The organism is Candidatus Bathyarchaeota archaeon (genome assembly GCA_029882535.1).
GTDB lineage: Archaea > Thermoproteota > Bathyarchaeia > Bathyarchaeales > SOJC01 > JAOUKM01.
The window spans coordinates 1-22,180 of the sequence record JAOUKM010000027.1; the positions used below are offsets into that span (position 1 = coordinate 1).

At 41.7% G+C, this 22,180-nt stretch carries 22 protein-coding genes; 7 read left to right on the top strand and 15 right to left on the bottom strand.

The genetic code is table 11. The annotated features are described in order from the left end of the window. Positions 1-504: ABC transporter substrate-binding protein (locus OEX01_07075; protein MDH5448742.1), on the bottom strand; the 504-nt coding region annotated here is incomplete at its 3' end. A 184-nt stretch (positions 505-688) separates the two neighbouring features. On the opposite strand from OEX01_07075, the gene OEX01_07080 reads away from it, so the two are divergent. Beyond that, on the top strand, positions 689-820 hold the full coding sequence (locus tag OEX01_07080; protein MDH5448743.1) for a hypothetical protein: 132 nt from the start codon (positions 689-691) through the stop codon (positions 818-820). Positions 821-1,185: 365 nt separating this feature from the next. Here OEX01_07080 and OEX01_07085 read toward each other — a convergent pair whose 3' ends face one another. Then, complete coding sequence (locus tag OEX01_07085) at positions 1,186-1,590, bottom strand: secondary thiamine-phosphate synthase enzyme YjbQ (GenBank protein MDH5448744.1); 405 nt, start codon at positions 1,588-1,590, stop codon at positions 1,186-1,188. Between the two features lie 1,401 nt (positions 1,591-2,991). Here OEX01_07085 and OEX01_07090 point away from each other — a divergent pair. Then, positions 2,992-3,129: a hypothetical protein gene (locus OEX01_07090; GenBank protein MDH5448745.1), complete on the top strand. Its 138-nt coding sequence runs from the start codon at positions 2,992-2,994 to the stop codon at positions 3,127-3,129. Positions 3,130-3,854: 725 nt separating this feature from the next. Here OEX01_07090 and OEX01_07095 read toward each other — a convergent pair. Then, complete coding sequence (locus tag OEX01_07095) at positions 3,855-4,433, bottom strand: CBS domain-containing protein (protein ID MDH5448746.1); 579 nt, start codon at positions 4,431-4,433, stop codon at positions 3,855-3,857. Between the two features lie 208 nt (positions 4,434-4,641). On the opposite strand from OEX01_07095, the gene OEX01_07100 reads away from it, so the two are divergent. Together OEX01_07100 and OEX01_07105 are read left to right on the top strand one after the other, a co-directional pair. Then, complete coding sequence (locus OEX01_07100; protein MDH5448747.1) at positions 4,642-5,106, top strand: hypothetical protein; 465 nt, start codon at positions 4,642-4,644, stop codon at positions 5,104-5,106. Beyond that, on the top strand, positions 5,099-5,884 hold the full coding sequence (locus tag OEX01_07105; protein ID MDH5448748.1) for a methyltransferase domain-containing protein: 786 nt from the start codon (positions 5,099-5,101) through the stop codon (positions 5,882-5,884). The genes OEX01_07100 and OEX01_07105 overlap by 8 nt, the downstream gene beginning before the upstream one ends. Before the next feature lie 92 nt (positions 5,885-5,976). Here OEX01_07105 and OEX01_07110 read toward each other — a convergent pair whose 3' ends face one another. Beyond that, positions 5,977-6,696, bottom strand: coding sequence for a hypothetical protein (locus OEX01_07110; protein MDH5448749.1), 720 nt, complete (start codon positions 6,694-6,696; stop codon positions 5,977-5,979). Between the two features lie 159 nt (positions 6,697-6,855). Here OEX01_07110 and OEX01_07115 point away from each other — a divergent pair, with 159 nt between their 5' ends. Then, entirely contained in the window at positions 6,856-8,262 is a 1,407-nt protein-coding gene (locus OEX01_07115; protein ID MDH5448750.1) for an aspartate aminotransferase family protein, read from the top strand. Here the strand turns inward: OEX01_07115 and cofE are convergent. Together cofE and OEX01_07125 are read right to left on the bottom strand one after the other, a co-directional pair. Beyond that, positions 8,259-9,017, bottom strand: a complete 759-nt coding sequence (gene cofE / locus OEX01_07120) for a coenzyme F420-0:L-glutamate ligase (GenBank protein ID MDH5448751.1) — start codon at positions 9,015-9,017, stop codon at positions 8,259-8,261. The genes OEX01_07115 and cofE overlap by 4 nt on opposite strands. 23 nt (positions 9,018-9,040) lie before the next feature. Then, positions 9,041-9,658 (bottom strand): molybdenum cofactor guanylyltransferase, encoded by a 618-nt coding sequence (locus tag OEX01_07125; protein ID MDH5448752.1) that lies wholly within the window; start codon positions 9,656-9,658, stop codon positions 9,041-9,043. A 260-nt stretch (positions 9,659-9,918) separates the two neighbouring features. Between OEX01_07125 and OEX01_07130 the strand changes: the two genes are divergently transcribed. Next, positions 9,919-10,740, top strand: a complete 822-nt coding sequence (locus tag OEX01_07130) for an extradiol ring-cleavage dioxygenase (protein ID MDH5448753.1) — start codon at positions 9,919-9,921, stop codon at positions 10,738-10,740. 164 nt (positions 10,741-10,904) lie between these two features. On the opposite strand, the gene OEX01_07135 is transcribed toward OEX01_07130, so the two are convergent. The 8 genes from OEX01_07135 to OEX01_07170 form a co-directional block, all read right to left on the bottom strand. Continuing rightward, entirely contained in the window at positions 10,905-11,177 is a 273-nt protein-coding gene (locus tag OEX01_07135; protein MDH5448754.1) for a helix-turn-helix domain-containing protein, read from the bottom strand. Between the two features lie 3 nt (positions 11,178-11,180). Continuing rightward, positions 11,181-12,347 (bottom strand): glycosyltransferase family 4 protein, encoded by a 1,167-nt coding sequence (locus tag OEX01_07140; protein ID MDH5448755.1) that lies wholly within the window; start codon positions 12,345-12,347, stop codon positions 11,181-11,183. A 3-nt stretch (positions 12,348-12,350) separates the two neighbouring features. Beyond that, positions 12,351-13,922 (bottom strand): DUF5752 family protein, encoded by a 1,572-nt coding sequence (locus OEX01_07145; GenBank protein MDH5448756.1) that lies wholly within the window; start codon positions 13,920-13,922, stop codon positions 12,351-12,353. Between the two features lie 55 nt (positions 13,923-13,977). Continuing rightward, on the bottom strand, positions 13,978-16,086 hold the full coding sequence (locus OEX01_07150) for a glycogen debranching enzyme N-terminal domain-containing protein (GenBank protein ID MDH5448757.1): 2,109 nt from the start codon (positions 16,084-16,086) through the stop codon (positions 13,978-13,980). A 13-nt stretch (positions 16,087-16,099) separates the two neighbouring features. Further along, positions 16,100-16,987, bottom strand: coding sequence for an ARMT1-like domain-containing protein (locus OEX01_07155; GenBank protein MDH5448758.1), 888 nt, complete (start codon positions 16,985-16,987; stop codon positions 16,100-16,102). Positions 16,988-16,998: 11 nt separating this feature from the next. Further along, positions 16,999-17,685 (bottom strand): triose-phosphate isomerase, encoded by a 687-nt coding sequence (gene tpiA / locus OEX01_07160; GenBank protein ID MDH5448759.1) that lies wholly within the window; start codon positions 17,683-17,685, stop codon positions 16,999-17,001. A gap of 54 nt (positions 17,686-17,739) precedes the next feature. Continuing rightward, on the bottom strand, positions 17,740-19,533 hold the full coding sequence (locus OEX01_07165) for a ribosome biogenesis/translation initiation ATPase RLI (protein ID MDH5448760.1): 1,794 nt from the start codon (positions 19,531-19,533) through the stop codon (positions 17,740-17,742). A gap of 161 nt (positions 19,534-19,694) precedes the next feature. Then, entirely contained in the window at positions 19,695-20,666 is a 972-nt protein-coding gene (locus tag OEX01_07170) for an isoaspartyl peptidase/L-asparaginase (GenBank protein MDH5448761.1), read from the bottom strand. Positions 20,667-20,896: 230 nt separating this feature from the next. On the opposite strand from OEX01_07170, the gene OEX01_07175 reads away from it, so the two are divergent. Continuing rightward, on the top strand, positions 20,897-21,508 hold the full coding sequence (locus OEX01_07175) for an L-threonylcarbamoyladenylate synthase (GenBank protein ID MDH5448762.1): 612 nt from the start codon (positions 20,897-20,899) through the stop codon (positions 21,506-21,508). 55 nt (positions 21,509-21,563) lie between these two features. On the opposite strand, the gene psmB is transcribed toward OEX01_07175, so the two are convergent. Further along, positions 21,564-22,148 carry an archaeal proteasome endopeptidase complex subunit beta gene (psmB, locus tag OEX01_07180; protein ID MDH5448763.1) on the bottom strand — a complete coding sequence of 195 codons (585 nt, stop codon included), beginning with the start codon at positions 22,146-22,148 and terminating at the stop codon, positions 21,564-21,566. Positions 22,149-22,180: the final 32 nt, after the last annotated feature.

A 22,180-nucleotide genomic window follows, 5' to 3' on the forward strand; every position in this document is an offset into this window, starting at 1 on the left:
CTTGAACTCGTAGTTCGCTTGGAGTAGGGTTTCGTTCCACCACGTGATGGAGTTCAGTGGAATTGGAACGTTAAGTATTCCTCCAGCGCCCAGCAAGATTTCATCCACGATATACTGCTTGTCCACTGCACATGTTAGACCCTGCCTGAACTCTGTAACGGTTAGAGGGTTTCTGATTCCAGGATAGATACCAGATACGGTGTAGTTGTTGTTCAAGTCAAACTCTATCATTCCGTTCTCGTGATAAGCTGCGATGCAGAGGTTGGGATCGGCTTCAGCGTCTAGTTTTTGCTCATAAGTCAGCGGCGACTGTAAAAAGTCGATGTCGTTAGCTTTTAGCGCAGCGTAACCAGCCGATGAATTGGGATAGAATCGTATGTCAGTATCCGTCTTCGGGCCTCTGGTAGGTAATGCCATGACTAGAGTCACATTACCTAGAGGAATCAATGCTATTAGTATCAAGACAATCAGCATTAACATTGCTAAGATGTATACTGTCTTCAATTTACCTTCTCCTCTCTTCTAAAAGGCACTCGTATATCGGCTACACTGTGATTTACAACTTTGGGTAGTAATCAACGTGTGAAAGCTTTTACTTGCTAGTAAACATTTGATTTCAGCAACATAATGCTTATTAGAAAGAGATGCGTTTTCCATTAAATCTCATTACCGAAAGAGGTGATAGTTTTTGAACATTGAAAAACTGAAACGCCGCGCCATTCATTTACGACAACGTATCGACACTTTAGAAAATGGACAGCAAAAGCAACAACTCATTGAAGACTACGTGAAAATCATTTGGCAAATCCAAAACTATTGAACTAACAAATAGCTTCTACCTATTTTTGACGAATCTAATCGAACTTTATAAGTCAACAAGCGCTCTACGATTTATAATGACCTAGCATTTTCTTGACGTAGCAGAGCGACCGTAAAATCCTTAGGACCTTCGCAGCTTATAGATGGAGCCTTTGTCAAGTCTTAGTGTTTTCCTTGTTTGAGACGTCGAAAGATTTACGAACTTGAAAGAGTTTAACTCTCTATGTTAAAATGATTGTCGATAGATCAGAGTTTATATCTATTTCTGCCACTTTCAAGCTTTTATACCTCGAAATCGGGTGAAAACTGAACGAAAACTGACACAAGCAAAAAAGTAGAAAGTTTACGTTGTAGCGTACGTCGTATTCATTCTCCGAGAACTTGAATTATTACCGTTCTTCGTCTTGGATAAACATCAGTCTCCACAAAGAGGAGGGACTGCCAAGTTCCTAAGACCAATTTGCTGTCAATTACTGGTAGAGTTCTGTCTGGAGGAAGAAACATGGAACGAAGATGTGAATGGGCATTTGACGGGTGATGATACGGCGCCTTTTTTGGAATCATTTTTTCCAAAATTCTTTTGATGTCTTCCAGAAGGTTCCAGTCGTGCTCTGTAAGGACTATGATGCCCGTTGCGTGAGGGGCGAAAATGTGGGCTATGCCGTTTTTTACCTGAGATTTGGAGACTGTTTCTTGAACTTTCTCTGTAAGATCTATGAAATCGATTTCTCCTTTAGTTGAGAATTCGACGGTTTGATTAAAAACTTTCAATTGCCTGTGTACCTCGCGAGAAAGATTGCAGTGGACAGAATAAAATTGTTGCTATCAAGAAACATCATCTGCTGATCCTACTGAACAGACTAGTAATAATATGCGGCTTTGTTTCCCTAAATGGTGGCAAGGCTTCAATCTTGCCCGTTACGTTTCCACATTAATTCTTACCCTTTTTCCAGAGATCATGAAACGCAATAACTACGAAAGACGCTTCATGAACATGTGCTTCGCGAAAGATATTTGCTGAAGCAACGTGAGAAATGTGTTTGATACACTTTGTTGCCCATGTTTCATGGACTTGCCTTTACACATCACTCATAGTATGTTTCTTTTTTACCAGTCTCTTTTTTCGGGTTTTGCTTGGTCTGGTCTTTTTATCCTTCCTTTAGTGATCAGCATCCTTTTATGACTACTTTTTGGGGAGCTCCAAGAAGCTATGCCTACTGTTGTAGTGGGCTCATTTTGTACTGTATCATAGTTGGGGCATTGTGCATTGTACTCTCTACTTTTAAACTATTTTGGGTATACTTGGAAAATTGGTCGCTATTTGCATCTAAGATAACTACGGCTGAAGAAGCGTTCACCATCGTGATTTTAGTATTTGTGGGCTTTTTTGCGTTACAAATTCCAGTATGACTTTCTGGAGTTTATTGTTGGGGTCAGTGTGCCAAGAATCTGAAAGAATGGCTATGGCCATGTAAAGAACATACAGTTACTTCTGAAAAAGAAAATAGAAAGGCCACTATGCCAGCCAAAGCCATATATCCGCCTGTTTGCCAGCCACGTATCCAGCGTTTAGAGGGTTATGCTTTTGTATACGTTGTTGCGTTGAGAAAACGCGATATTCTGGTGATATGTTAGCTGTCTAAGCCAGAGAATGCTGCTGAAAAGAAGCCTTTTTTGTGGGCGTTCTATTGGATTATGTGCTTTCGAAGCAATGTAGGTAGGCAAAACAACTCATACTTTCTATTTGCTCAAGGAGGCTTTGGCAGTATCAGTGGCATTGGTGATACTAGTATTTCATACAGGAAATCATATCACCAAACTGTTTTTCAGACCAGCAGGCTCGTTTCAGCGGATACAAAAGCATACCCTATAACCAAAAACGCCCGCCTTTGCCTAAAAGTGTTAAGTGAGTTCCACAGGTGTGTTGGGTGTCGAATGGTGTTTATGGGACATTCAGTATCTTTTTGGGAAGTTTGACGTTGTTGAGCAGTTTTTGTGGAATTCTACGCAGTTTTGGGAAAAGTGGGAAAACTATGTTTCTCGAGATCATTTTTGCGAATATCCATAGATTATCGTCACTATATTTTATGAGGACGCGATATATAGTGAAAAAGCATAATTGTTATTAATTGTTATCCTCAATAGAGAGTAAAGCATAATTGGGTGTAAAGAATGAGTGAAGAATTAACCTCGATAAAGATTAAGAAGAGCACCAGAGATGTATTAAAGAGTGTGGGAAAGAAAAGCGAAACTTATGACGATATAATCAACAGGCTTTTAGATCGCGTCCTAAGAAGAAAAAGAGATTAGAGTGTGGCAGAGGCTAAACGATCATAGCCACAACGGTTGCTTTAGGAGCTGTTCTAATTCTAGGCACAGCGATATATGGCATCTTCAAAAATTGGCTTACATCGATCATTGTAGGACGAAGAGTCTCGAATACGCAGATGCCGCAAGATCCATTGTTACGGCGATAGCTGGGATCCTTGCATTATTCATACTTGTCCTTCTATTGCAGCATTTGGGAATAATTCTAAAAGGAGCCAAAAGACGTGAACAAGCTAGTCAACAGCCGCATACGCACTAGGTTATGTCAACTGTAGTTAATTAACAGAAGATATGCGCGCATTGAATGGAGAGACTGAAGGGAGACTCAGGTTGCAGAGGTTTTCGAGAGGTAGACTATTCTGATCGCATTTGCTAAAGCTTAAGAACAGAATAACATTAAGAACTTCACAGGTATGCTTCAATGCCTAAATGTCCAAAATGTAGAAAAGAAGCGGGGACGTTTTTTTATTGTATAAATTGTGGGACTCTAATCAGGGAAGAATGTCCAAGTTGTGGAGAACTAGTAAACGTAAGCATGAAATTCTGCCCCAAATGTGGAAAACGTAATCGGCTTTATCCCCTAAATGCATGTGCAAAGAAACATGAAAGATAACTAGGTGGCTAACGCAACTGCAAGAGGATCCCTTCGATTATTAGACTTACTAAAAGAGTAGGTGCTTTCGCTCTACACCAACTTTTTTTCTTTGTCACCTTTCTAAAACGCTTGTTATAACGCATCTTTCGTTGACATACCACATGCATTTTGATCCTATGCAGCTAATTGACATTCCGCCACCCATCGTCAGGGGGCATTTTTTGCGTATTTGTCTTTTAGGATCGTAGTATATTTCAAAAACTCTTTTCATACGTTTTGGGACGTCTTTCAGAGAAATTTTGTTCATTGACTTCTCTGTTTCTAGCAGCGGTATCAAGTCAGTGAGGCTTAATATGCCTACAAGGTGGCCAGCGTTTGTTACTGCTAATTTCTTGATCTTCTGTTTGATCATTTTCCGTGTAGCGCGTGCTATCGTTACGTGAGATTTTACTGTCACAAGCGGTTTCGACATGACTTCAATTGCTTTTGTTCTAGCTGGATCCTTTCTTTTGAAAACAACTCGTTTCAATATGTCTCTTTCAGTTAAAATCCCAACAGGGTTTCCATTTTCGGTAACTATGATGCAGCCGATTTCATGCCTATTCATTATTTCTGCAGCCTTTAGGACAGTGTCTCGTATATTGGCTGTCTTTACGTCTCGGATCATGACGTCTTTTACTTTTGTTGGCATTTATCTAACCTGTTTCAAATCTGACTCTTTCTTATTTTGGGTTCTGAAATATATTATGACTGTAGAATCTGGATGGAGCATCCTCATTAGAGGTTCGCTTTTTAGAAGGAAAGAGAGAAAAAGATGGTCAAGTAGTATTTTTACATATTCGGAAGTTATGTTTGTTGGAAAAGCATAACTTTTCAATGTTATAATTAGTAGTAGAAATTTGCGAGCGTATTTCGCGATGGGAAAGTCTCTGAAGAAATCTGACTTGAAGAAATGGCGTAGGCGAGGGTTCTACAGCGAGACAGTCTTAGTCAAGAAACTTCAAAAGAATGGCTATAACGCTGTGAGAGTGCCTGTAAGCAATCCAAGTCTTCATCCTTTACCTGACGTGATTGCTCGCAAAGACCTGCATGTCTATGCTTTTGAAGTAAAAAACGCCAACTACTACGCTTACTTTCCAAAAAAGCAAATCGACAAACTCTTCAGATTTCTCGACGAACTCATACCAATCCTTAAACAGCACAAGCACGCTATTTTAGCGGCTCATCTTGGAAAAAAGTGGATCTTCCGCCAAATAGCATGGGAACGTTGGGAGAAGAAAAAACTTCTGGACCAGGAACGCATTTTAAAACGCGACAAAGGAAACTTTAAGTTGGAAAAAGGCAGGAAAGCAGGCCATGAATAAGCATGAGTGGTATATTTCACTTTTTGATGAATTAAATGAGTACTGGGCAGAAATAGTGGATGCTCGCTCTACAGAAAAGGAAGTTGAATTCCTTGAAAACGTTATAAAAACAAAAGGTTTACTTCTTGATCTCTGTTGTGGTACAGGACGCCATTCCATTCTCCTCAGCAGGAAAGGATGGAAAGTAATAGGACTTGACATATCAGCTAGTCTCCTTAGAATTGCCAAAAAGAAGATGTCAGGGAAAGACATTCGCTTGCCGCTAGTGAGGGGCGAAATGCGGCATCTGCCGTTTCAATCGGAGACTTTCGCGGCTGTAATCAACATGTTTACAAGTTTCGGTTATCTGCCCTCGAAAAAAGAAGACGTAAAAAGCCTAAAGGAAGTTGCAAGAATACTTCAACAAGACGGTTCGTTTTTAATGGATATCGCAAACCGAGACCATGTTCTAAATGTTTTTAAGAAGAAAGATTGGGGAGAATTTCCTCATTTTTACATGCTGGAAAAACGTGCTTTAGACGTTGAAGGGTCAAGACTTTATTCCCAATGGATTTTTGTAGACAAAAACAGCGGTAAAACAAGAACATTCGATCATAACTTGCGACTGTTCTCTTTTCCACAATTGCAAAGAATGCTTAAAAAAGCAGCACTTGAAATACAGAAAGTTTACGGAGATTACGAAGGTCAAGAATTTCAGCAAGACTCCACCCGGTTGATTATGCTGGCAAATAAGAAGAGACTATATAATAAAGGACAAAGTTCTATCAGTTTTTTGTAAATAATCTTTCGATAAGTTTTTGAATAGAGCTAGATTTTTGCCGGTTTTATGCCAAATTGGTCTCACAAGAAGGTTTCTTGGGTGTTTTCTTGCTAGTATTCAGTTATTTCTTTGTCTTTCTTCGTTAGTTTTTGAGAAAAATGTGTTAATGAACCTATGTGGGCTGGCAATTCATTTAAAAAGCTCTGCAACTGCAGTACTGGAACTATAGGCGTGTCCCTGTGAATCCTAAAGGGACTTATCAGAAGGGATAAGACTATTGGAATGACCGTTGCATCTTTCCATTCGCCCAAGTTAATCTTGATATAGAGATTTGATAAAACATCTGTGAAGGCTTTAGTTCTTTCTATATGTTGCTCTACCGTTTTTATGATCGGCGCTCTTGTCCACTTGTGTGTCCAGTGTTTGCAATCTACTGAGGCTATTAGGGGTCGCTTGCAGGCTACGAGATCAATTTCCCATCGTTTCCCATTTTTTCCCTTAAACCTGAAGTTCTTTTTGACACGGTAGTTATAAGCCTCAAAAGCCTGAGTCGTAATGCTTTCAAACTCTTTCCATTCTAGCAGCCTACAAACGCGTTCAAAGTCTGCGCCGAGTTTTATTGCTTGAACTGCAATTCTGACTCGTTGGTCTGAAGATGCTTCTAAGACCTTTCCTTTCCATTTGACGAGAGCGGCGTCTGCAAGTTTTTTCACAACGCCTTCTGCTATTTGAGCAGGGATTCTCGCATTTTTGCCAACTAGAGAATACTCTATTGGTCCGTTTCTTGTTAGTTTCAGCACAGTGATTAGGATCTCTCGTTCAACAGCCATTATATTAGGGTTATATTAGAGGCGTCTTATGTTTTTCCGTGAAGCTTTTGTGGTTATTGTCTTCGCGATTCCTCAAGTTTTTCACGTTGGCTTGCATTAGGAAACATTCTTTTCAGCATTGTAAACCGATAGTTGAAGAACATAAAGAAATGCAGCATCATGAGGGTTGTCAAGTGTGTTGCGTTGAATGGTTTCAAAAATGCAAAATCTTTTGAAGTAAGCATTCAAATTAGTATCTATCAAAGTCTGTTTACAGGAGTCTTGATGTTGTTGCAAGAGAATTATGCTTCTAAAACTGTCAAATCAAAGCAGCTTTATGAACGTGCCAAACGGGTTTTACCTGCAGGCGTGTCTTACTTCATTCGCTACTTTGAACCTTACCCATTCTATATTGATTGGGCAAGAGGAAGCAAAATAAAAGATGTAGACGGCAACGTTTACATCGACTTCTGGATGGGTCACTACACGCATATTTTAGGCCACAGTCCTTCGAATATTGTAGAAGCCGTTAAGAAGCAGATTGAGCACGGGACACATTATGGCGTGTGCCACGAGCTTGAAATTGAATTGGCGGAGCAGGTAGTTAGGATGTTGCCAAGTGCCCAAATGGTGCGTTTTTCTAACTCTGGTACTGAAGCCGCAATGTACGCCACTAGGCTTGCACGAGCCTACACCCAGAGAAGCAAAATCGTAAAATTTGAGGGTGGCTGGCACGGCGGATATGATGCGTTACATTTGGCTGTTAAACCTCCCTTTGATATGCCAGAATCGAATGGAATAGCAGAAGGAGCATTGAAAGACACTATAGTGGTACCCTTCAACGATTTACACGAAACGGAGCGAAAAATCAAAGACCAAGAAGTTGCCGCAGTTATAGTTGAACCTGTTCTCGGCGCAGGAGGCTGCATACCTGCAGAAAAAGAATTTTTGAAAGGCTTGAGGGAGCTTTGCAGTCATAAAGACGCCTTGCTAATCTTTGACGAGATTATCACAGGCTTTAGGCTGGCACCTGGAGGAGGGCAGCAATATTACGGCGTCATTCCTGACGTTACCATACTGGGTAAGATTTTAGGAGGAGGCTTCCCGATAGGTGCGATTACTGGCAGAAGAGACATTATGGAAAGAATGGATCCTCTGCTTTTTGAAAGGCTTAAATTATCATTTCAAGGCGGAACTTTCACTGCAAACCCCACGACTTTGAGCGCTGGATTAGAGATGCTTAAGACTTTGGAGGACGGTCGAATAATTAATAGGCTTAATAATGAGGGAGAAAAGGTTCAAAGAGGACTTGAGGACATTTTTAAAAGAGGGAACGTTGATGCTAGAGTTAATCGTGCAGGCTCGCTGTTTCATGTTCATTTCACGAAAGAAGAGGTGAAGAATGCAAACGTTGCCTACAAGGCTGACAGGAAAAAACTTACAGAATATCACATGGCATTGATCAATAACGGCGTCTTCTTCTTACTGGCTAAAAATGGTGGGATAAGCGATGCACATTCTAAAGAGGATTTGGAGAAGCTTTTAGTAGAGACTGAGAGATACGTTAAGAAATCGGGCAGTGATTAGAGGAAAAGCTCTTTTTCAAGTGATCTGAGCATGTCTTTAACTGTCGCTTTTTCGGATTTTAGGTGCGGATAGCCTCTTATAATAGCTATAGGAACACCTTCATCAGCTTGGCCAATCACCAATTCCGCGGCTGATGCTAATTCGTCTGCAACCGCTGTACGTTTTACTCTTAAAATGTAGCCGAAAAGGTCTTTTTTACCTCTTCTGTCTCTTATAGGAGTGAGTCCAGCAACGCCTATGGCTATGTTGATTTCGCCATCTCTTAAGGGTCTTCCATGTGTGTCTGAAATGATAACTGCAACTGTTTTTCCAGTTTGCTTCTTTATTTCTTGCCTGAGTTGCCTAGCTGATTTGTCTGGGTCTTTAGGAAGTAAAGCCACGTTCCTTTCACCAGGTACATTACTTTTGTCGATTCCAGAGTTGGCGCAAATGAACCCATGTCTTGTTAGTGTTATGAGCTTACCGTTACGCATACGGATGATGCTTTCAGCTTCTCTTAAGACAACTTCTACGAGCGCTGGGTCTTTGTTGCTTATTTTGGCAATGGTTTTGGCGAATTGCGAAGGCTTTATGGTGTCAAGATTGATTGTGTTGCCTTCTGCGCGAGAGACTATTACGTGAGTGATTATAATTATGTCGCCGTTTTGGATGGGTGTTTTCTGTTTTTCTGCGGCGTTGCAGACTAGTTTTGATAGTTTGTCGCCTTTTCTGATAATTGGTAGCCCTGTTATGGGAATTATTTGAATGACGTCCATAAAAGAACTTTTTGTGCTGTGAGCTAATAAGCGTGGTGTTTTATCATTGCCTCTGCTTTTTTCAAGTCGTTGAGTGTGTTGATGTTGAAGAAAGTTATGAGTTTCGAGTCGAGTTGTCGAAGGACTGTAGTGGAGATGTAGCGGATGTTTTGCATGTTTGCTATCATAGAACGCATATCTAGTTTTCCGTTTTCCAGAGCGGTTTTTGCGGCTTTGGCTGCTGTTTTGGCGTCGTAGACTGCTTGTAGGGGTTCGATGTCACCGTTTGTCCACCTCGGAATCGTTGCAGTCTTGTTTATGCATACATCTAAGAGAAAGCGGAGGATTTCAGTAGATAAGAACGGAGTGTCACACGCGAGCAGTAGAGTATATCCGCTTTGAATAGTTTCGAAACCGGCTAAAGCACCAACTAGAGGCGTTTGAACAGTTGCTTTGTCTATTACAATGCGAGCTTTTTGCTTGATTACCTGAGCGAATTTTTTCTCTTGTATCTCCGAATTTACAACCACAACGACTTCATCAACCATCGGAGCAAGCGTATCCAATACGTGAAGAACTAGAGGTTTTTCAGCCAGTCTAATCAAACCTTTGTCCTGTCCAAAGCGTTTCGAAACTCCTCCAGCAACAACTATTGCTGACATAAAAACAGCTCATGGTTGATATGTTTGGCGTATATGCTTTTGATAGGGTATAATACTCTTCCGTTAACTATTGACTTTTTACGCTAAGTAGCTCTGTGACTTTCGTTTGCGGTGAATTTTAAATTCACCCTTTTCGGTGCATGCGCGTAACTTGTTGAGTGTAAGATTTAAACATTAGTTGTAACATATCCCGATCCACATGCATGTTAAATTACATTGCCGAGATATTTTGTAACCGTGAATGTAAAGGTGTATGTAAAATGGGAATAACATTCGCTTGCATTGCTCCACATGGAGCAAAGATTATCTCCCAATTAGCGGGCAACGAAATAGAAGCTTTTAGCAAAACAAGGCAAGGAATGGAAAAAATAGCCAGTTTAATGAAAAAGCAGAAAATCGACACCATAATCATCGCAACTCCGCATAATTTGCGACTAGAAGGAAACATTGGAATAATAACAACCGAATTTGCCGAGGGAAGTTTGAGAACAGACATCGGGTCGATTAAAATGCGGGTTCAATGCAACCGACCTTTAGCAAAGGAAGTTTTGCGTTGTGCTAAGGAGTGTAAACTGCCTATTGTAGGGGTCAACTATGGCACCGATGAAGGCCTATCTTCTTGTATGCCTATGGATTGGGGGACATTGATTCCGCTTTGGTTCTTTGGAACTCAACTTCTAAGACCACGCATAGTCATAGTAACTCCATCAAGAGAAATCCCCATAGAGAACTTGGAGAAGTTGGGCAGCGTGATCGCTCAAGCGGCGAAAAAATCCAGCGAAAAAGTTGCTTTTGTAGCCAGTGCCGACCAAGCACACACTCACGATTCAAAGGGACCTTATGGTTTTCATCCAGCATCAACAAAATTCGACAACCTTGTCAAAAAGGCAGTTAAGGAAAACAACCTTGGAATGCTGCTACATTTGGAACAACAACTTATAGAAACCGCAAAACCAGACAGCTTATGGCAGATAGCTATCCTTTTTGGTGTTTTACATGAAGTTCCAATGAGAGGAAAACTAATCTCTTATCAGGCGCCTACGTATTTCGGAATGCTATGCGCTGCATACATGCCACCATAAATTTTGAAAGTTAATTTTCGAATTTCGCATGCGACTTTAAATATAGACATTTAGTTGCTTTTAGGAATGTTCGACAGTTTTTAACAAGAGTGCCCATTAGCCACCTACTAGAAACCAAATAAAATCTAGAATGTCCAAGAGTGACACGCACATACCATTCTTTGTTAACTGTACAAAGTCAATACTTTTCGTATGCCCATCACAGAAACATGATATCTGTTAGCTCCGTCTCTTTTAACAGACTGCACATACCCGAGCGCCTCAAGCTTACGCAAATACTCCTGAATAGTAGAAGTTTCCTTATTTGTCCACTTTGCAATCTTCTCTATCGTGAGCGCCCCTTCAGCTTTAATGGCGCCTACATTATGTAACATGCACAAAAAACGAAACTCTTCAGGCAGCTCAGGCCGAGGCGAAACAAGAGGATACCCACTCATACTCTACCCTTCTCCCAAAACTCTCTTATAAACCTCAACAGTCTGCTTCGCAACAGCCTCCCAACTAAACCTACTCTTAACAGTTTCATACGCATTCTTAACCAGCCAATCCCTATAACCAGAATCAGACAAAACACGCTCAACTCCCCACGCAATAGAATCAGGACTACGAGCATAAACATAAACACCCGTCTTATCATGCTCAACAACCTCCGCCAAACCGCCCACTTGACTAGCCACCACAGGCACCCCAGCTGCCATACCCTCCAACACCACAATCCCAAACGGTTCATAAACCGAAGGAACAACCATCACATCCGCGCTCTTTGTCAACGCCACCAAATCACCGTCAGAAATGAACCCGGTAAAGTTAGTCCGCCAATGCTGTCCAGACTGGTCAGCTAACCATTCTAAATGACTCCGCATCCACCCTTCACCAACAATGACAAGTCTTACCTCGGGAAAACGCCAACTGATACGCGGCATAGCTCGGATCAAATACTCAATTCCTTTCTGCGGCACCAAACGTCCCACATAAAGAACCAACTTCTCATTGTCTCCCACACCAAAACGTCGCCTAACAGCCCAGCGGTCAACCCCAACAGCATACTTTTCAACATCAATAGCATTCGGAATAACATCAACCTTTTCTCCAGGCACATGAAAATGACCGCAGATCTCGCCCTTCATAGAATTACTTGTTACAATTACCCGAGCCGGCTCATAACACGCCCACCACTCCATCCCATCAATCATGTAAGAATCAGGACCATGCAAACTTGACCGTCCATGCTCGGTGCTATGCATCGTACAAACCAAGGGCTTGTTCAAAAGATGTTTAAAACTAATTCCAGCAGGTGCCACAAGCCAGTCATGGATGTGGATTAGATCGAAATTAAAATCCTTGTTTGCAGCACCAAGGCGTCTCTCTAAAAAATGATTGAACAAAAAAGCCCAAGTGAGAAAGTTCGGGTGTCCTACTTCGGTTTTGGAGCGGTAAACCTTGAAACCTTCAACCTCTTCATAATCCGGTGCTCCAGGAAAATCTAAGGTAACAACACCTACGTCATTTCCATCCTTTGCCAACGCCTTTGCTAATCCAAAAACATGACGAGCAATTCCTCCAACAATTCTGGGTGGAAACTCCCAAGACAACAAACAAATTTTCATAAATCACACTTTGTCCTTCGCTGCTATTGCTTTAAGCTGTTTGACTCTAGCTTCAACAACTGTTAGAAGCTTTCTGCGAAGTGTTTCGCCAACAAATTCTTCCTTAGCTATAGACGCTATCTTTTCAGCCAATTTCTTGTCGCCTAAAACTTGACTCAGCCACGTCTCAAAGTCGCCTCTTTCCACATGATATTGAAGTGACTGAACAGGGACATTGTTGAGTGCTTTGGCAAACTCAAGCAAGTCATGAGTCGTCACGTTAGTTGGTCGTGCAAACTCATAGAAGAAAGTAAAGCCTTTATCGGAAGGCAGCCGCCGCAGAATCCACCTGGCTGCAAGTTCAGGTTTCTGCAATTCTTGTAAAATTCGAGCCTCAAAATTAGAAAGTATGTTAGAGAATGAAACGAAAGCGTCGATTGGATTTCCTGAGGGATTAAAGTAGGAATGTACGTCTCCGGGTCCTTCGCCTTTTACACTCATATAGTACAAGTGGTCACTCATCTGGAAATACCGCCAAAGCCTCAGCCAATCTTTATCCCCTAAACCCTTTACGAAAGGTTCCAAGCCTTTTAAGAGCTCATAAGAAACTCTCTGCATCGGGCTACTGATCCATGCGCTTGGGTCACGTTCAAGATCAGCCCACGAAACAGTATAATAATCATTTACGTCGATCTCTCCAACTGGTTGATGGAGACGTACGATCTCGGAAGGAGTTCGCCAGTACAAATGTTCCCACTTGAGTACTTCACCGGGTAACCATTTGAGAAATTCGTGAATTCCAGTTTCTGGCCAATGATGCTCCCCGAAAGTCTCATAATCGATGAAAATGACAACCGTTTGTCCTTGTATAGCTGCCAGCCAACTTGCATATTTCTGAGCGGTTAGAGGCCACTCGTTCCACCATGTTGAAGAGAAACGGAAGCCAATGTCATCTGACAAGCGATAGTTGCGAAGCAAAACAGGAATAGAAGAACCTTTTGCTTTATACAAGTAGTTTGGACTTCGCCAACCTAGAATGCGTTCAACGCCTTCTGTTATGATTGCCTTATAGCCCATGTCTGCGACGGTTTTGGCGATGGCGTTGTTGTAGAGGCATTCAGTGTTTTCGAAGACTTCGGGTTCATAATCAAATAAGTCTTTCACCAACTGGCGATGCATCTTCACCTGTTCAACAAATTCAGATCGATCGGTGCCGAAGAGGCTGGCAAGAGAATGATAATACGTTTCGTCTAGAAACTCTACACAACCCGTCTGCGCCAACTGCTTAAACGATTCAAGAAGACTTGGATTCCAGCTTTTACACTGCTCAATAAAAACTCCGGAAATCCCATAAGAAATCTTAAACTGCTTCCCTTCTCGTTTAAATCTTTCAATCTCGTTGAAGATTATATTATTTGCAGGAAGATAGCATTTCCTCGCTGCGCGATTGAAAATGTGTTTGTTAAGGGTATTGTCAAAGTAGAGTTCGAAGAGGTCTTTCTTGGATGCTGGTGGTCTTGCCAATAGGTCTAGGTGGAAATTTCGGTTTAGCCGCAGTGGCTGATGAACCTCGAACATTAGACAGATGTCAGTCAAAGTTTTCACGACCTACTGGTTAGTTTTATTGTTCCAGAGTAATATCTCTCCCTTTTTATTTAGTTTCCTTACTAGAAAAATTTTCTAGAACATCCCTCTCAAAGCTCGGTCGCTCAAACAACACGTCCTCAACGTAAACCCTTAAGGGTTCAGCCACACTCCATGCTTGAGAGATACAGCCCCCAGGTAAATACGGCAGGTCGCCATCAAAAACTTCGCTTAAAGTCCCAAGTCCAGCACATAACATTTGCTCCTTAAAAAGGGGTTGAAGAAAGTTTTCAAAAGCGAATCTTCTATAGTTTGCATCAGAGTTTTTTACTTTTAAGAAAGCTGTGACGAAAGGCCCAATTAACCAGGGCCATGCAGTACCGTTGTGGTAGGCATAGTTCCGCTCAGCCCAGTTCCCAAAATATTTTCCACGGTATTTGGGTTCGTCCGCTGACAGAGTTTTCAGTCCATAAGTGGCCCAAAGTTTCTCCTGAACAACAGAGACTATCGCCGTCTGTTCTGCTTCATCAAGCATAGAAAAATCAAGAGAAACGGCGAATATCTGATTGGGTCTCAGTGAAGCATCCTTTACTTCACTATTTATTACGTCGAAAAGGCATTTTTTCTGAGTGTTCCAAAATTTTTCAACAAAACTCTTCTTGGCTTTTTCCGCTATGCCTCGATATTTTTCAGCCAAATCGTTGTGCCTGAAACGGGTTGCAAGGAGTTCCATGATTTTAAGCGCGTTGTACCATAACGCTTGAATTTCAACTGCCTTGCCTTCTCGGGGTGTAACAGGGTTGTTGTCTATCATGGCGTCCATCCACGTTAACTGTGGTCCATGCATAATCAGTCCATCATCATCTAGGTGTATATTGTTTATTGTTCCTTGTATGTGATAATCGATTACAGACTGTAACGTTGTCCATAGCTTTTGCTTAACGAAGTTGAAGTCGCCTGTGTATTTTAGGTATTGAAGGACGGCGTTGAAATGCCATAGAGTCGCATCAACAGTGTTGTAATCTGGTCTTTTTCCAGCTTTGTCTGGAAAACGGTTTGGAATGATGCCATTGCTGCAGTAGTGCTTGAAAGTTAGCAGAATTTCTCTTGCGTCAGTAAAACGTCCAGTGACAAGAGTTAGGCCTGGCAGAGAAATTAGAGAGTCGCGCCCCCAGTCCTCAAACCAGTGGTAACCCGCAATTACCGTTTTCGTATTTGTGGTTGAGCGGTTCACAATGAAAGAGTCTGTGGCTAGGATAAGGCATTTTAACCAGTTTTCTTGGACTACATTCGGATGTTGATCATGAAACTTTGTTAGAAGACTAGTTAATCTGTTCAACTCTTTTTGACGAAAGCTATTAGAATCTTTCAATTCTCTACAAATGGAAAAGTGAACATTTTTGGCATTGTCTACTTTTTTGCCAACCACAGCGACGACATGAAATTCCGTTTTTCCGCTAGGTTTCAAATCAATTTCAAATCGTCCAGGCACATAACAATCATCAAAACAACTGTTTCCCTGCGAACTGTCTATCTTAAAAAACATACCTTCAACCCACTTGCCTCCTTCGATATACTGTCCAGAACATGAAGACAGAATTAACGTAGATTGGGGGTCGGCTATTTGAAGTGTTGTTTTTTGTGCAGACGTTCTTTGAACAAAACTCCATCCAAGCTTGTTTTTGTCTATGACTGCGTGAAAGTGTCTGGAGTTGACAAGAGGATAGATCTGCAAAGTTATTCTTTCCTTGGGTGGAGAGGAAATCTTGTAGAAAACCACGGTGGCGTTCTTTTGATGCGGCACTAAAATTGTCTTGCGAAGTCTCACTTTGTCTGTGTTGTAAGTGAAAGTGGGAAATGGAAATCGCAAGAAGCTTTCGAGGTATTTGTAGCCTTGGGGATATATGCCATGGCTGAACTCGTTGGCGCCTAAAGGATAAACTTCGCCGTCAATAAGAAGCTGTTCGTCGAGCTTTGAAAGCACAACTCTCCTATCAACAGGAGGATTAAAAGAGGCAACCAAGATTCCGTGGTACTTGCGCGTGTTGATTCCCAAGACATTTGAAGAAGCATATCCACCTAAACCATTTGTCATAACCCATTCTAAACTCATCGCTCTTTCCAAATCGGAGAGAACTTCACTGCCAAATCGGATTTTCGGCAAAGTGTTTTCCATTCTTCTTTAATCCTTAAGGCTTCACTAGTTTAGCCACATTTTTGCCTCGCGAAACCCTGAAGTATCGAGCGACTGGGTTACACTTTGTTCTCAACAAGAAAGCAAGGGGCTGTTTCAATTTTATCTCCGTAAGCGTTTCAACGTATCCCATACCCTTAGCAATCACAAAGTCAGCTTCATCATAAGCCTTGATAAACTCTTCCGAGCGTTCTTCTGGTAAAGGCATCCCGACGGCATCAGCACCAGTCGTAATAACAGCATCAGCTACGTCATACATGCTAACAGCCTTAGCATCCTCTAAAGTAGCATCATTCAAAATAGGGCCATCTTTCACTACAACTATAACTTTTGCACTAAGCTGCTTTAATTTGCTAACTAAGAGTTTGTCAAAGGCGATTTCGCCCGCATTATCAGTTAAAAAAAGAATACTGCTAGTTTTCTTGGCTTCTTCGTAGATTTCCAATATTTCATCAATTGCCAAGTCTTTTTCAGCGTCGACAATTAATTGCTCTAGTTGGTTAAGATTAACTTCATGTTCTGGAATGTCGAATTCAATAATATTGCCAACAATCGCAGCCAAACAAGCCTTTCTGAATCTTTTCTCTTGCGAAGTTTCTTTTTCGATGAGGTTTTTGATTGAAGGGAGCAACCTTAAAGCTACTTGATTACTGGCACGTTTTCTTTCCGCATATACATCAAGGTTGCTGGAAATTTGTTTGATTATTCGATCGCGGACTGTTCCAAGAACAGCCGCAACAGCGTCTGGTTTAAACTCTTTTGCCATATATTCGAGAAGCGCTGATGCTGCTTTAAATTGCAAGTCAGGGTTTTTTGTGGCTTCTGCGATCTCTAAGTAGCCACGGTGAATTATACACGAGAGGCACTCAATTTCAACTTTCAAACGGGAATCTCCTAGGCTGTAGTTATGGCATAAGCAAATTCCAAGAGCATTTTGTATGGATTTTTTGCTTTTACGATGCCACTTGCAACAAGAACCCCTTTTGTGCCAAGCTTCAACGCAGCAGCCACATCATCACCTCTAGTAATACCAGCACCGCAAAGAATGGGAACTTCCGAGTTTACCTTCTTAACAAGCTTCACAGTTTCAGTGACAATTTCAGGTTTGGCTTTTGACACTGGTATGCCCGTTCCGATAAGCTCGGGAGGCTCAATCGCTATAAAATCTGGTTTTAATGTTGCGGCTGAGACACTTACGCTTGCGTTGTTAGTGCAGATCACTGAAACCAAATTAAGCTCTTTAGCTCTTCTGATGGCAGCGTCTATTTCCGCCAGTTTTAAACGTCGTTCCGAGTGGCTGATAAGTGTTCCTACTGCCCCCGCTTCTTTTACTGCCTCTGGCAAAACGTGACCAGTGAAACTGCCTGGTTTTATTGGATCAATGTGCTGAGCGAAAATTGGCAGAGAAACTGTTTTGGCAAGCTGAGCTATGTCGGTATATTGGGGGGCAAGCCCAATACATGCATCTGTTTCGTTGCTGACTTTCTCAGCTTTCTCAGCTAATTCCAAAGCCTTTTTTCCTGTGCCCTCTATGTAGGTTTTCAAGTTTACTAGAATTAATGGTGTCCAAAGTGTTTCCATTGTGTTATCACCGTGTATAGCATAAAGAAAGAGTGTTAAAACAGTTTTGCAATGCTATCTTTGTTTTTCTGCCACGTAGTAGTATTCACCTATTTTGCGCTGGTATCTGTCGGTTCTCGAACCTTCCTTGTTTACTCTCGGTCTTTTCGTCTTTGGATCTCTTCGAAAAGTGACTTCCATTTTTTTCAGAAAAGTATTCATGCCTTTCCTAAGGGTTGTTGGAGGATTAGCAACTCCTTTTACACCTGGCTCTCCATCGAAAACCATCAAACGGTCAGCGATGAAGTCTTGTGCAACCACATCGTGCTCTACAACAAAAGCGGTGGCGTTTTTGTTCTCGATAACTCTTCGAATAGTGCGAGTCATGTTTAAGCGTTCTTCGACGTCCAAATAAGCGCTCGGCTCGTCTAACAAGTAAAGTTGTGCTTCACGAGAGAGACATATTGCAATGGCGACTCGTTGAAGCTCACCGCCGCTCAGTTGATTTACGTTGTGATCTAAAAATCCCTTCACATTCAGAGGTTGCAAAATTTCGCTGTGATACCAGCTTGCCATAAAATCTTCTTTCTTAACACTTCTCAAGAGTTCTTCTACAGTGCCATCGTATTCTGCAGAGATGTACTGCGGTTTATAACTTACTGCCAGTTCGTAAGGTGTAGAAGTTGCTCCTTCATCTGGCTTCTCGATTCCAGCTAAAAGTTTTACGAAAGTTGTTTTTCCAATGCCGTTTGGACCCAAGATTCCAATGACTTCGCCTTTCTTAACCTCTCCCGGCTGCGCTTTCAGTGTGAAACCTTCATAAATTTTTCTCATTTCCTCCCATTTTAGGATCGTTTCGCCAATGTCCCAGCTTACAGTTGGAGGCTTAACATGGAAAATTATCGGCTCCTTTCTAAACCGGATGTTTTCATCTGAAATGAAACCTTCCAAGTAGATGTTTATGCCTACACGCACTCCGTGAACATGGGAAATGATGCCATAGACGCCAGGTTCTCCATAGAAGACGCAGATTTGATCTGACAAATAGTCAATTATAGCAAGATCGTGTTCAGCAACAATTACTGTTTTATTTTCTTCCTTCAAACCTCGTATTGCCCGCGCAACTTCCAGACGCTGCTTGACATCCAAATAACTTGAAGGCTCGTCGAAAAGATATATGTCAGCCTCTCTGCAGATAGTGGCAGCCACTGCGACTCGTTGAAGCTCGCCGCCACTTAAGATGTCTAAATTTCGATTCCATACCGGTCTAAGCTGTAGCTGTTTCGCAACTTTTTTCAATTTGTCTCTTTCATCAAGTTTCTCCAACAGCTCATAGGCTTTGCCAGAAACTACTTGTGGAATTTTGTCTACGTATTGTGGTTTATGTGCGGCTTTCAGATTGTTTTGGCTTAGCTTTAGAAAGTATTCTTGAAGGGTTGAACCTCTGAAATGCCTAATGATGTCTGTCCAATCTGGTGCGTTGTCGTAGTTTCCAAGATTTAGTTTTATTTCGCTGGATAAAATTTTGATTGCAGTACTCTTTCCTATCCCGTTTTGACCTAGTAGTCCGAGTACTACGCCTTGTGATGGAGTAGGGAGACGGAAAAGCTTAAAGGTATTCGGTCCAAAGCGGTGGCTGCATTCTACTTCAAGTTCATCGGGTAGATTGACGATTGTGAGGGCTTTAAAGGGACACTTTTTGACGCAAATACCGCATCCCACACACAAAGCCTCTACAACCCTTGGTTTACCTTCTTCAAAAACTACGGCCTCTATCTTGCTTCTCACTTTTGGGCAAAAACGATAACATTCTCTACTACAACGTTTGGGTTTACATCTGTCCGCATCAAGCACTGCAATTCGAACCATAATCTTGCCCATCGATGAGTGTTGATTCTATAGAGTGAAAACGGGAAATTAATAAAAGTTGAGATTACCTGCATCAAATTAATGGTTACAAAAATCAAAGAAGTGCCATAAAAAGCATGACTAGCCATGTTTTCCACATAACGGATGATGAAAAAGCAATCTTATACTGCATTCTTCGTGGTTTTCGCCTTTAGAAAGGCTTTGGGGCTCCGCATCTGAGATGTCATGTAAGCCCAACACATGTGATGAGAATTGTGTGCTACGCCAATTCTGCCTTTAGAATCGATAGCTATCAAGCCCATTTGGTTAACAGCGTTTTGTATTCTGCGGTTTACTTCTTTAATCGAGTTTTCTGCAGCTTTCTGTGGTGTTTGACCTGTGCGTATTAGGTCGCAAGTGTTTTTTGCTAGAACAAGCCTAATGGCTATTTCCCCTATTCCCGTAGCTGAACACGCACCTGCTTCATTGTCGGCATAGTTGCCGCAACCTATCAATGGTGAGTCTCCAATGCGTCCAGGGACTTTCAGAGAGATTCCACCTGTGGATGTTGCAGCTGCCACATTGCCTTCTTTATCAACTGCAACTGCGCCAACAGTGTCCAGATGAAAAAGGCTTGGATGTGACTTTAGCAGCTTATACAGCTTTGGTAAATAGTTTAGTTCACGTTGTGCTAACTTATTCTTTAGTTCGCACCAATATCTTTCTCTAAGTTTGGTTATCGGGTTTCTATGTTCCAAATCGAAAATTTCAGCCAGTTTTTCTGCGCTTCGTCCTACTATGAAAATGTGGTCAGTTTCTTCCATGACTATACGAGCTAAATGTACAGGATATTTCACATTGTTCAGTAATCCCACGGCGCCTGCAGCCAGTGTTTTACCATCCATTATAGAAGCTTCCATTTCAACACGTTTATCGAGGGCCAATGATGACCCTAATCCTGCATTGAAAACTTCATCGTCCTCCATGGACATAACTGCAGATTCCACAGCATCGAGAGCGCTTTGATCACGTTTCAAAATGTCAAACCCTGACCTCACTGCTTTTTTAACTCCCGCGATGCCTACTTCTTGCCTTTCTGCACGCCATTCTCCTGCACCACCGTGAACTATTATTGTTGGTCTCTGAGCTTTCATCATTGTATCACCCACAAAGATTTTGAGATTAGCTACAATGCTCTTTTGAGGATTTAAAGCCTATGCTGATGAAAACATCTAATAGTTTGAAAATGGTTTCTATTATGGGATGATGTGAGGCGACGGCGTGGAGCCTTTTTAGCAGTGACGCGCCCAACTTGCTGACCCCTTTAAATTATTTGTTTGCTTTATACATAGACTATAAGTTGAATACTTCAAACGTGTGGAAAATGCGGATATTGAAAGCAACTTTGGAGAATATTAGAGCCGCCGCAGAAATTGTTAAAGAGGGCGGATTAGTCGTTTATCCAACTGACACTGTTTACGGTTTGGGTTGCGACCCTTTTAACGTTAATGCAGTTGAAAAGCTTATTCGAGTAAAAGGCACAAGAGACAAACCTTTGCCCATTCTTTCATGTAGCTTCGACGACATTGAGAAAGTAGCTGAGCTTTCTAATAAAGCTAGAAGAATTGGTGAAAAGCTTTGGCCAGGACCCTTGACTTTAATATTACCGAAAAAACTTCTTCCTGATATTGTTACATTTGGCTTAGCAACTGTTGGTGTAAGGATACCAAACCACGAAGTTGCACTTAAGCTCATAAAGTTATCAGGAGGGCTTCTTATAGGCACCAGTGCTAACAAAACTGGAGTTCAACATCCGTCTACTGCTGCTGAGGCTTATAAGCAATTGAAGGATGAAGTAGATGTGATTCTTGATGGCGGCATGACTGGATTCGGAGTTTCTTCAACAATGCTTGATTTGACTGGAGAAAAGCCTAAAATCTTACGTATTGGGCCTATAACTCTTGAAAATTTATTGGAATTTGGATTCATTCCTTAGTAGTTTGCTGGTTTAGGTTGACTTACCACACCAATTTGCAGTTCTATACGCAGAGCTAGAATTTCATTGACTCTTCGATGATACCCTCTTTCGTGAAGATTAGGAAGTCAAGCCCATTACCGCTCATAGAGTCACGGCTTATTGCTGATTTCATAGCGCGAACCGCCATTTCCTTAGCCTCTTGCAAACTCATATCTTCTCTATAATTTTCTTCAAGAACCCCAACAGCAATTTCAGCGCCTGTACCCACCGCTGCATATTTGTCAGGAATTACAGAACCTAAAACGTCCAAAACATAAATTGAAGGACCTTCATCATCCAATCCGCCGATAATAGTTTGCGTAATCAACGGAAACAACCGTCTGCCAAAAAGAAGGTTCGACATAACTTTTGCCGCTGATCTTACGGAAATGTTTCTGCCGTTGTCTAGTTTGAAAAGGTTTGCATAAGCCTCTACCTCTCTAATGAGGACTTGCATGTCAGAAACGAGTCCAGCGCACGTAGCACCTATATGATCCGTTATTTTGAAAACTTTCTTTCCAGCCTTACTTGTGATGAAATACCCGTAGGTTACCCGTTTTTCAGAGGCAAGTATGACTCCTTCGGAACAAACTATGCCGAGGGTTGTTGCGCCCGGCATCATGAAGTAAGGGTATTGTTGATTTTGCTCAA

Bases quoted from the DNA above. Each gene is read 5' to 3' on its own strand.
- cofE (MDH5448751.1), bottom strand. From the start codon at position 9,017: ATGGACGTCATTCAAATAATTCCCATAACAGGGCTACCAATTATCAGA.
- OEX01_07170 (MDH5448761.1), bottom strand. From the start codon at position 20,666: ATGAAAGCTCAGAGACCAACAATAATAGTTCACGGTGGTGCAGGAGAA.
- OEX01_07095 (MDH5448746.1), bottom strand. From the start codon at position 4,433: ATGCCAACAAAAGTAAAAGACGTCATGATCCGAGACGTAAAGACAGCC.
- OEX01_07110 (MDH5448749.1), bottom strand. From the start codon at position 6,696: ATGGCTGTTGAACGAGAGATCCTAATCACTGTGCTGAAACTAACAAGA.
- OEX01_07090 (MDH5448745.1), top strand. From the start codon at position 2,992: ATGAGTGAAGAATTAACCTCGATAAAGATTAAGAAGAGCACCAGAGAT.
- tpiA (MDH5448759.1), bottom strand. From the start codon at position 17,685: ATGGAAACACTTTGGACACCATTAATTCTAGTAAACTTGAAAACCTAC.
- OEX01_07125 (MDH5448752.1), bottom strand. From the start codon at position 9,658: ATGTCAGCAATAGTTGTTGCTGGAGGAGTTTCGAAACGCTTTGGACAG.
- OEX01_07115 (MDH5448750.1), top strand. From the start codon at position 6,856: ATGAGGGTTGTCAAGTGTGTTGCGTTGAATGGTTTCAAAAATGCAAAA.
- OEX01_07175 (MDH5448762.1), top strand. From the start codon at position 20,897: ATGCGGATATTGAAAGCAACTTTGGAGAATATTAGAGCCGCCGCAGAA.
- OEX01_07140 (MDH5448755.1), bottom strand. From the start codon at position 12,347: ATGAAAATTTGTTTGTTGTCTTGGGAGTTTCCACCCAGAATTGTTGGA.
- OEX01_07165 (MDH5448760.1), bottom strand. From the start codon at position 19,533: ATGGTTCGAATTGCAGTGCTTGATGCGGACAGATGTAAACCCAAACGT.
- OEX01_07135 (MDH5448754.1), bottom strand. From the start codon at position 11,177: ATGAGTGGGTATCCTCTTGTTTCGCCTCGGCCTGAGCTGCCTGAAGAG.
- OEX01_07105 (MDH5448748.1), top strand. From the start codon at position 5,099: ATGAATAAGCATGAGTGGTATATTTCACTTTTTGATGAATTAAATGAG.
- OEX01_07130 (MDH5448753.1), top strand. From the start codon at position 9,919: ATGGGAATAACATTCGCTTGCATTGCTCCACATGGAGCAAAGATTATC.
- OEX01_07150 (MDH5448757.1), bottom strand. From the start codon at position 16,086: ATGGAAAACACTTTGCCGAAAATCCGATTTGGCAGTGAAGTTCTCTCC.
- psmB (MDH5448763.1), bottom strand. From the start codon at position 22,148: ATGCCGGGCGCAACAACCCTCGGCATAGTTTGTTCCGAAGGAGTCATA.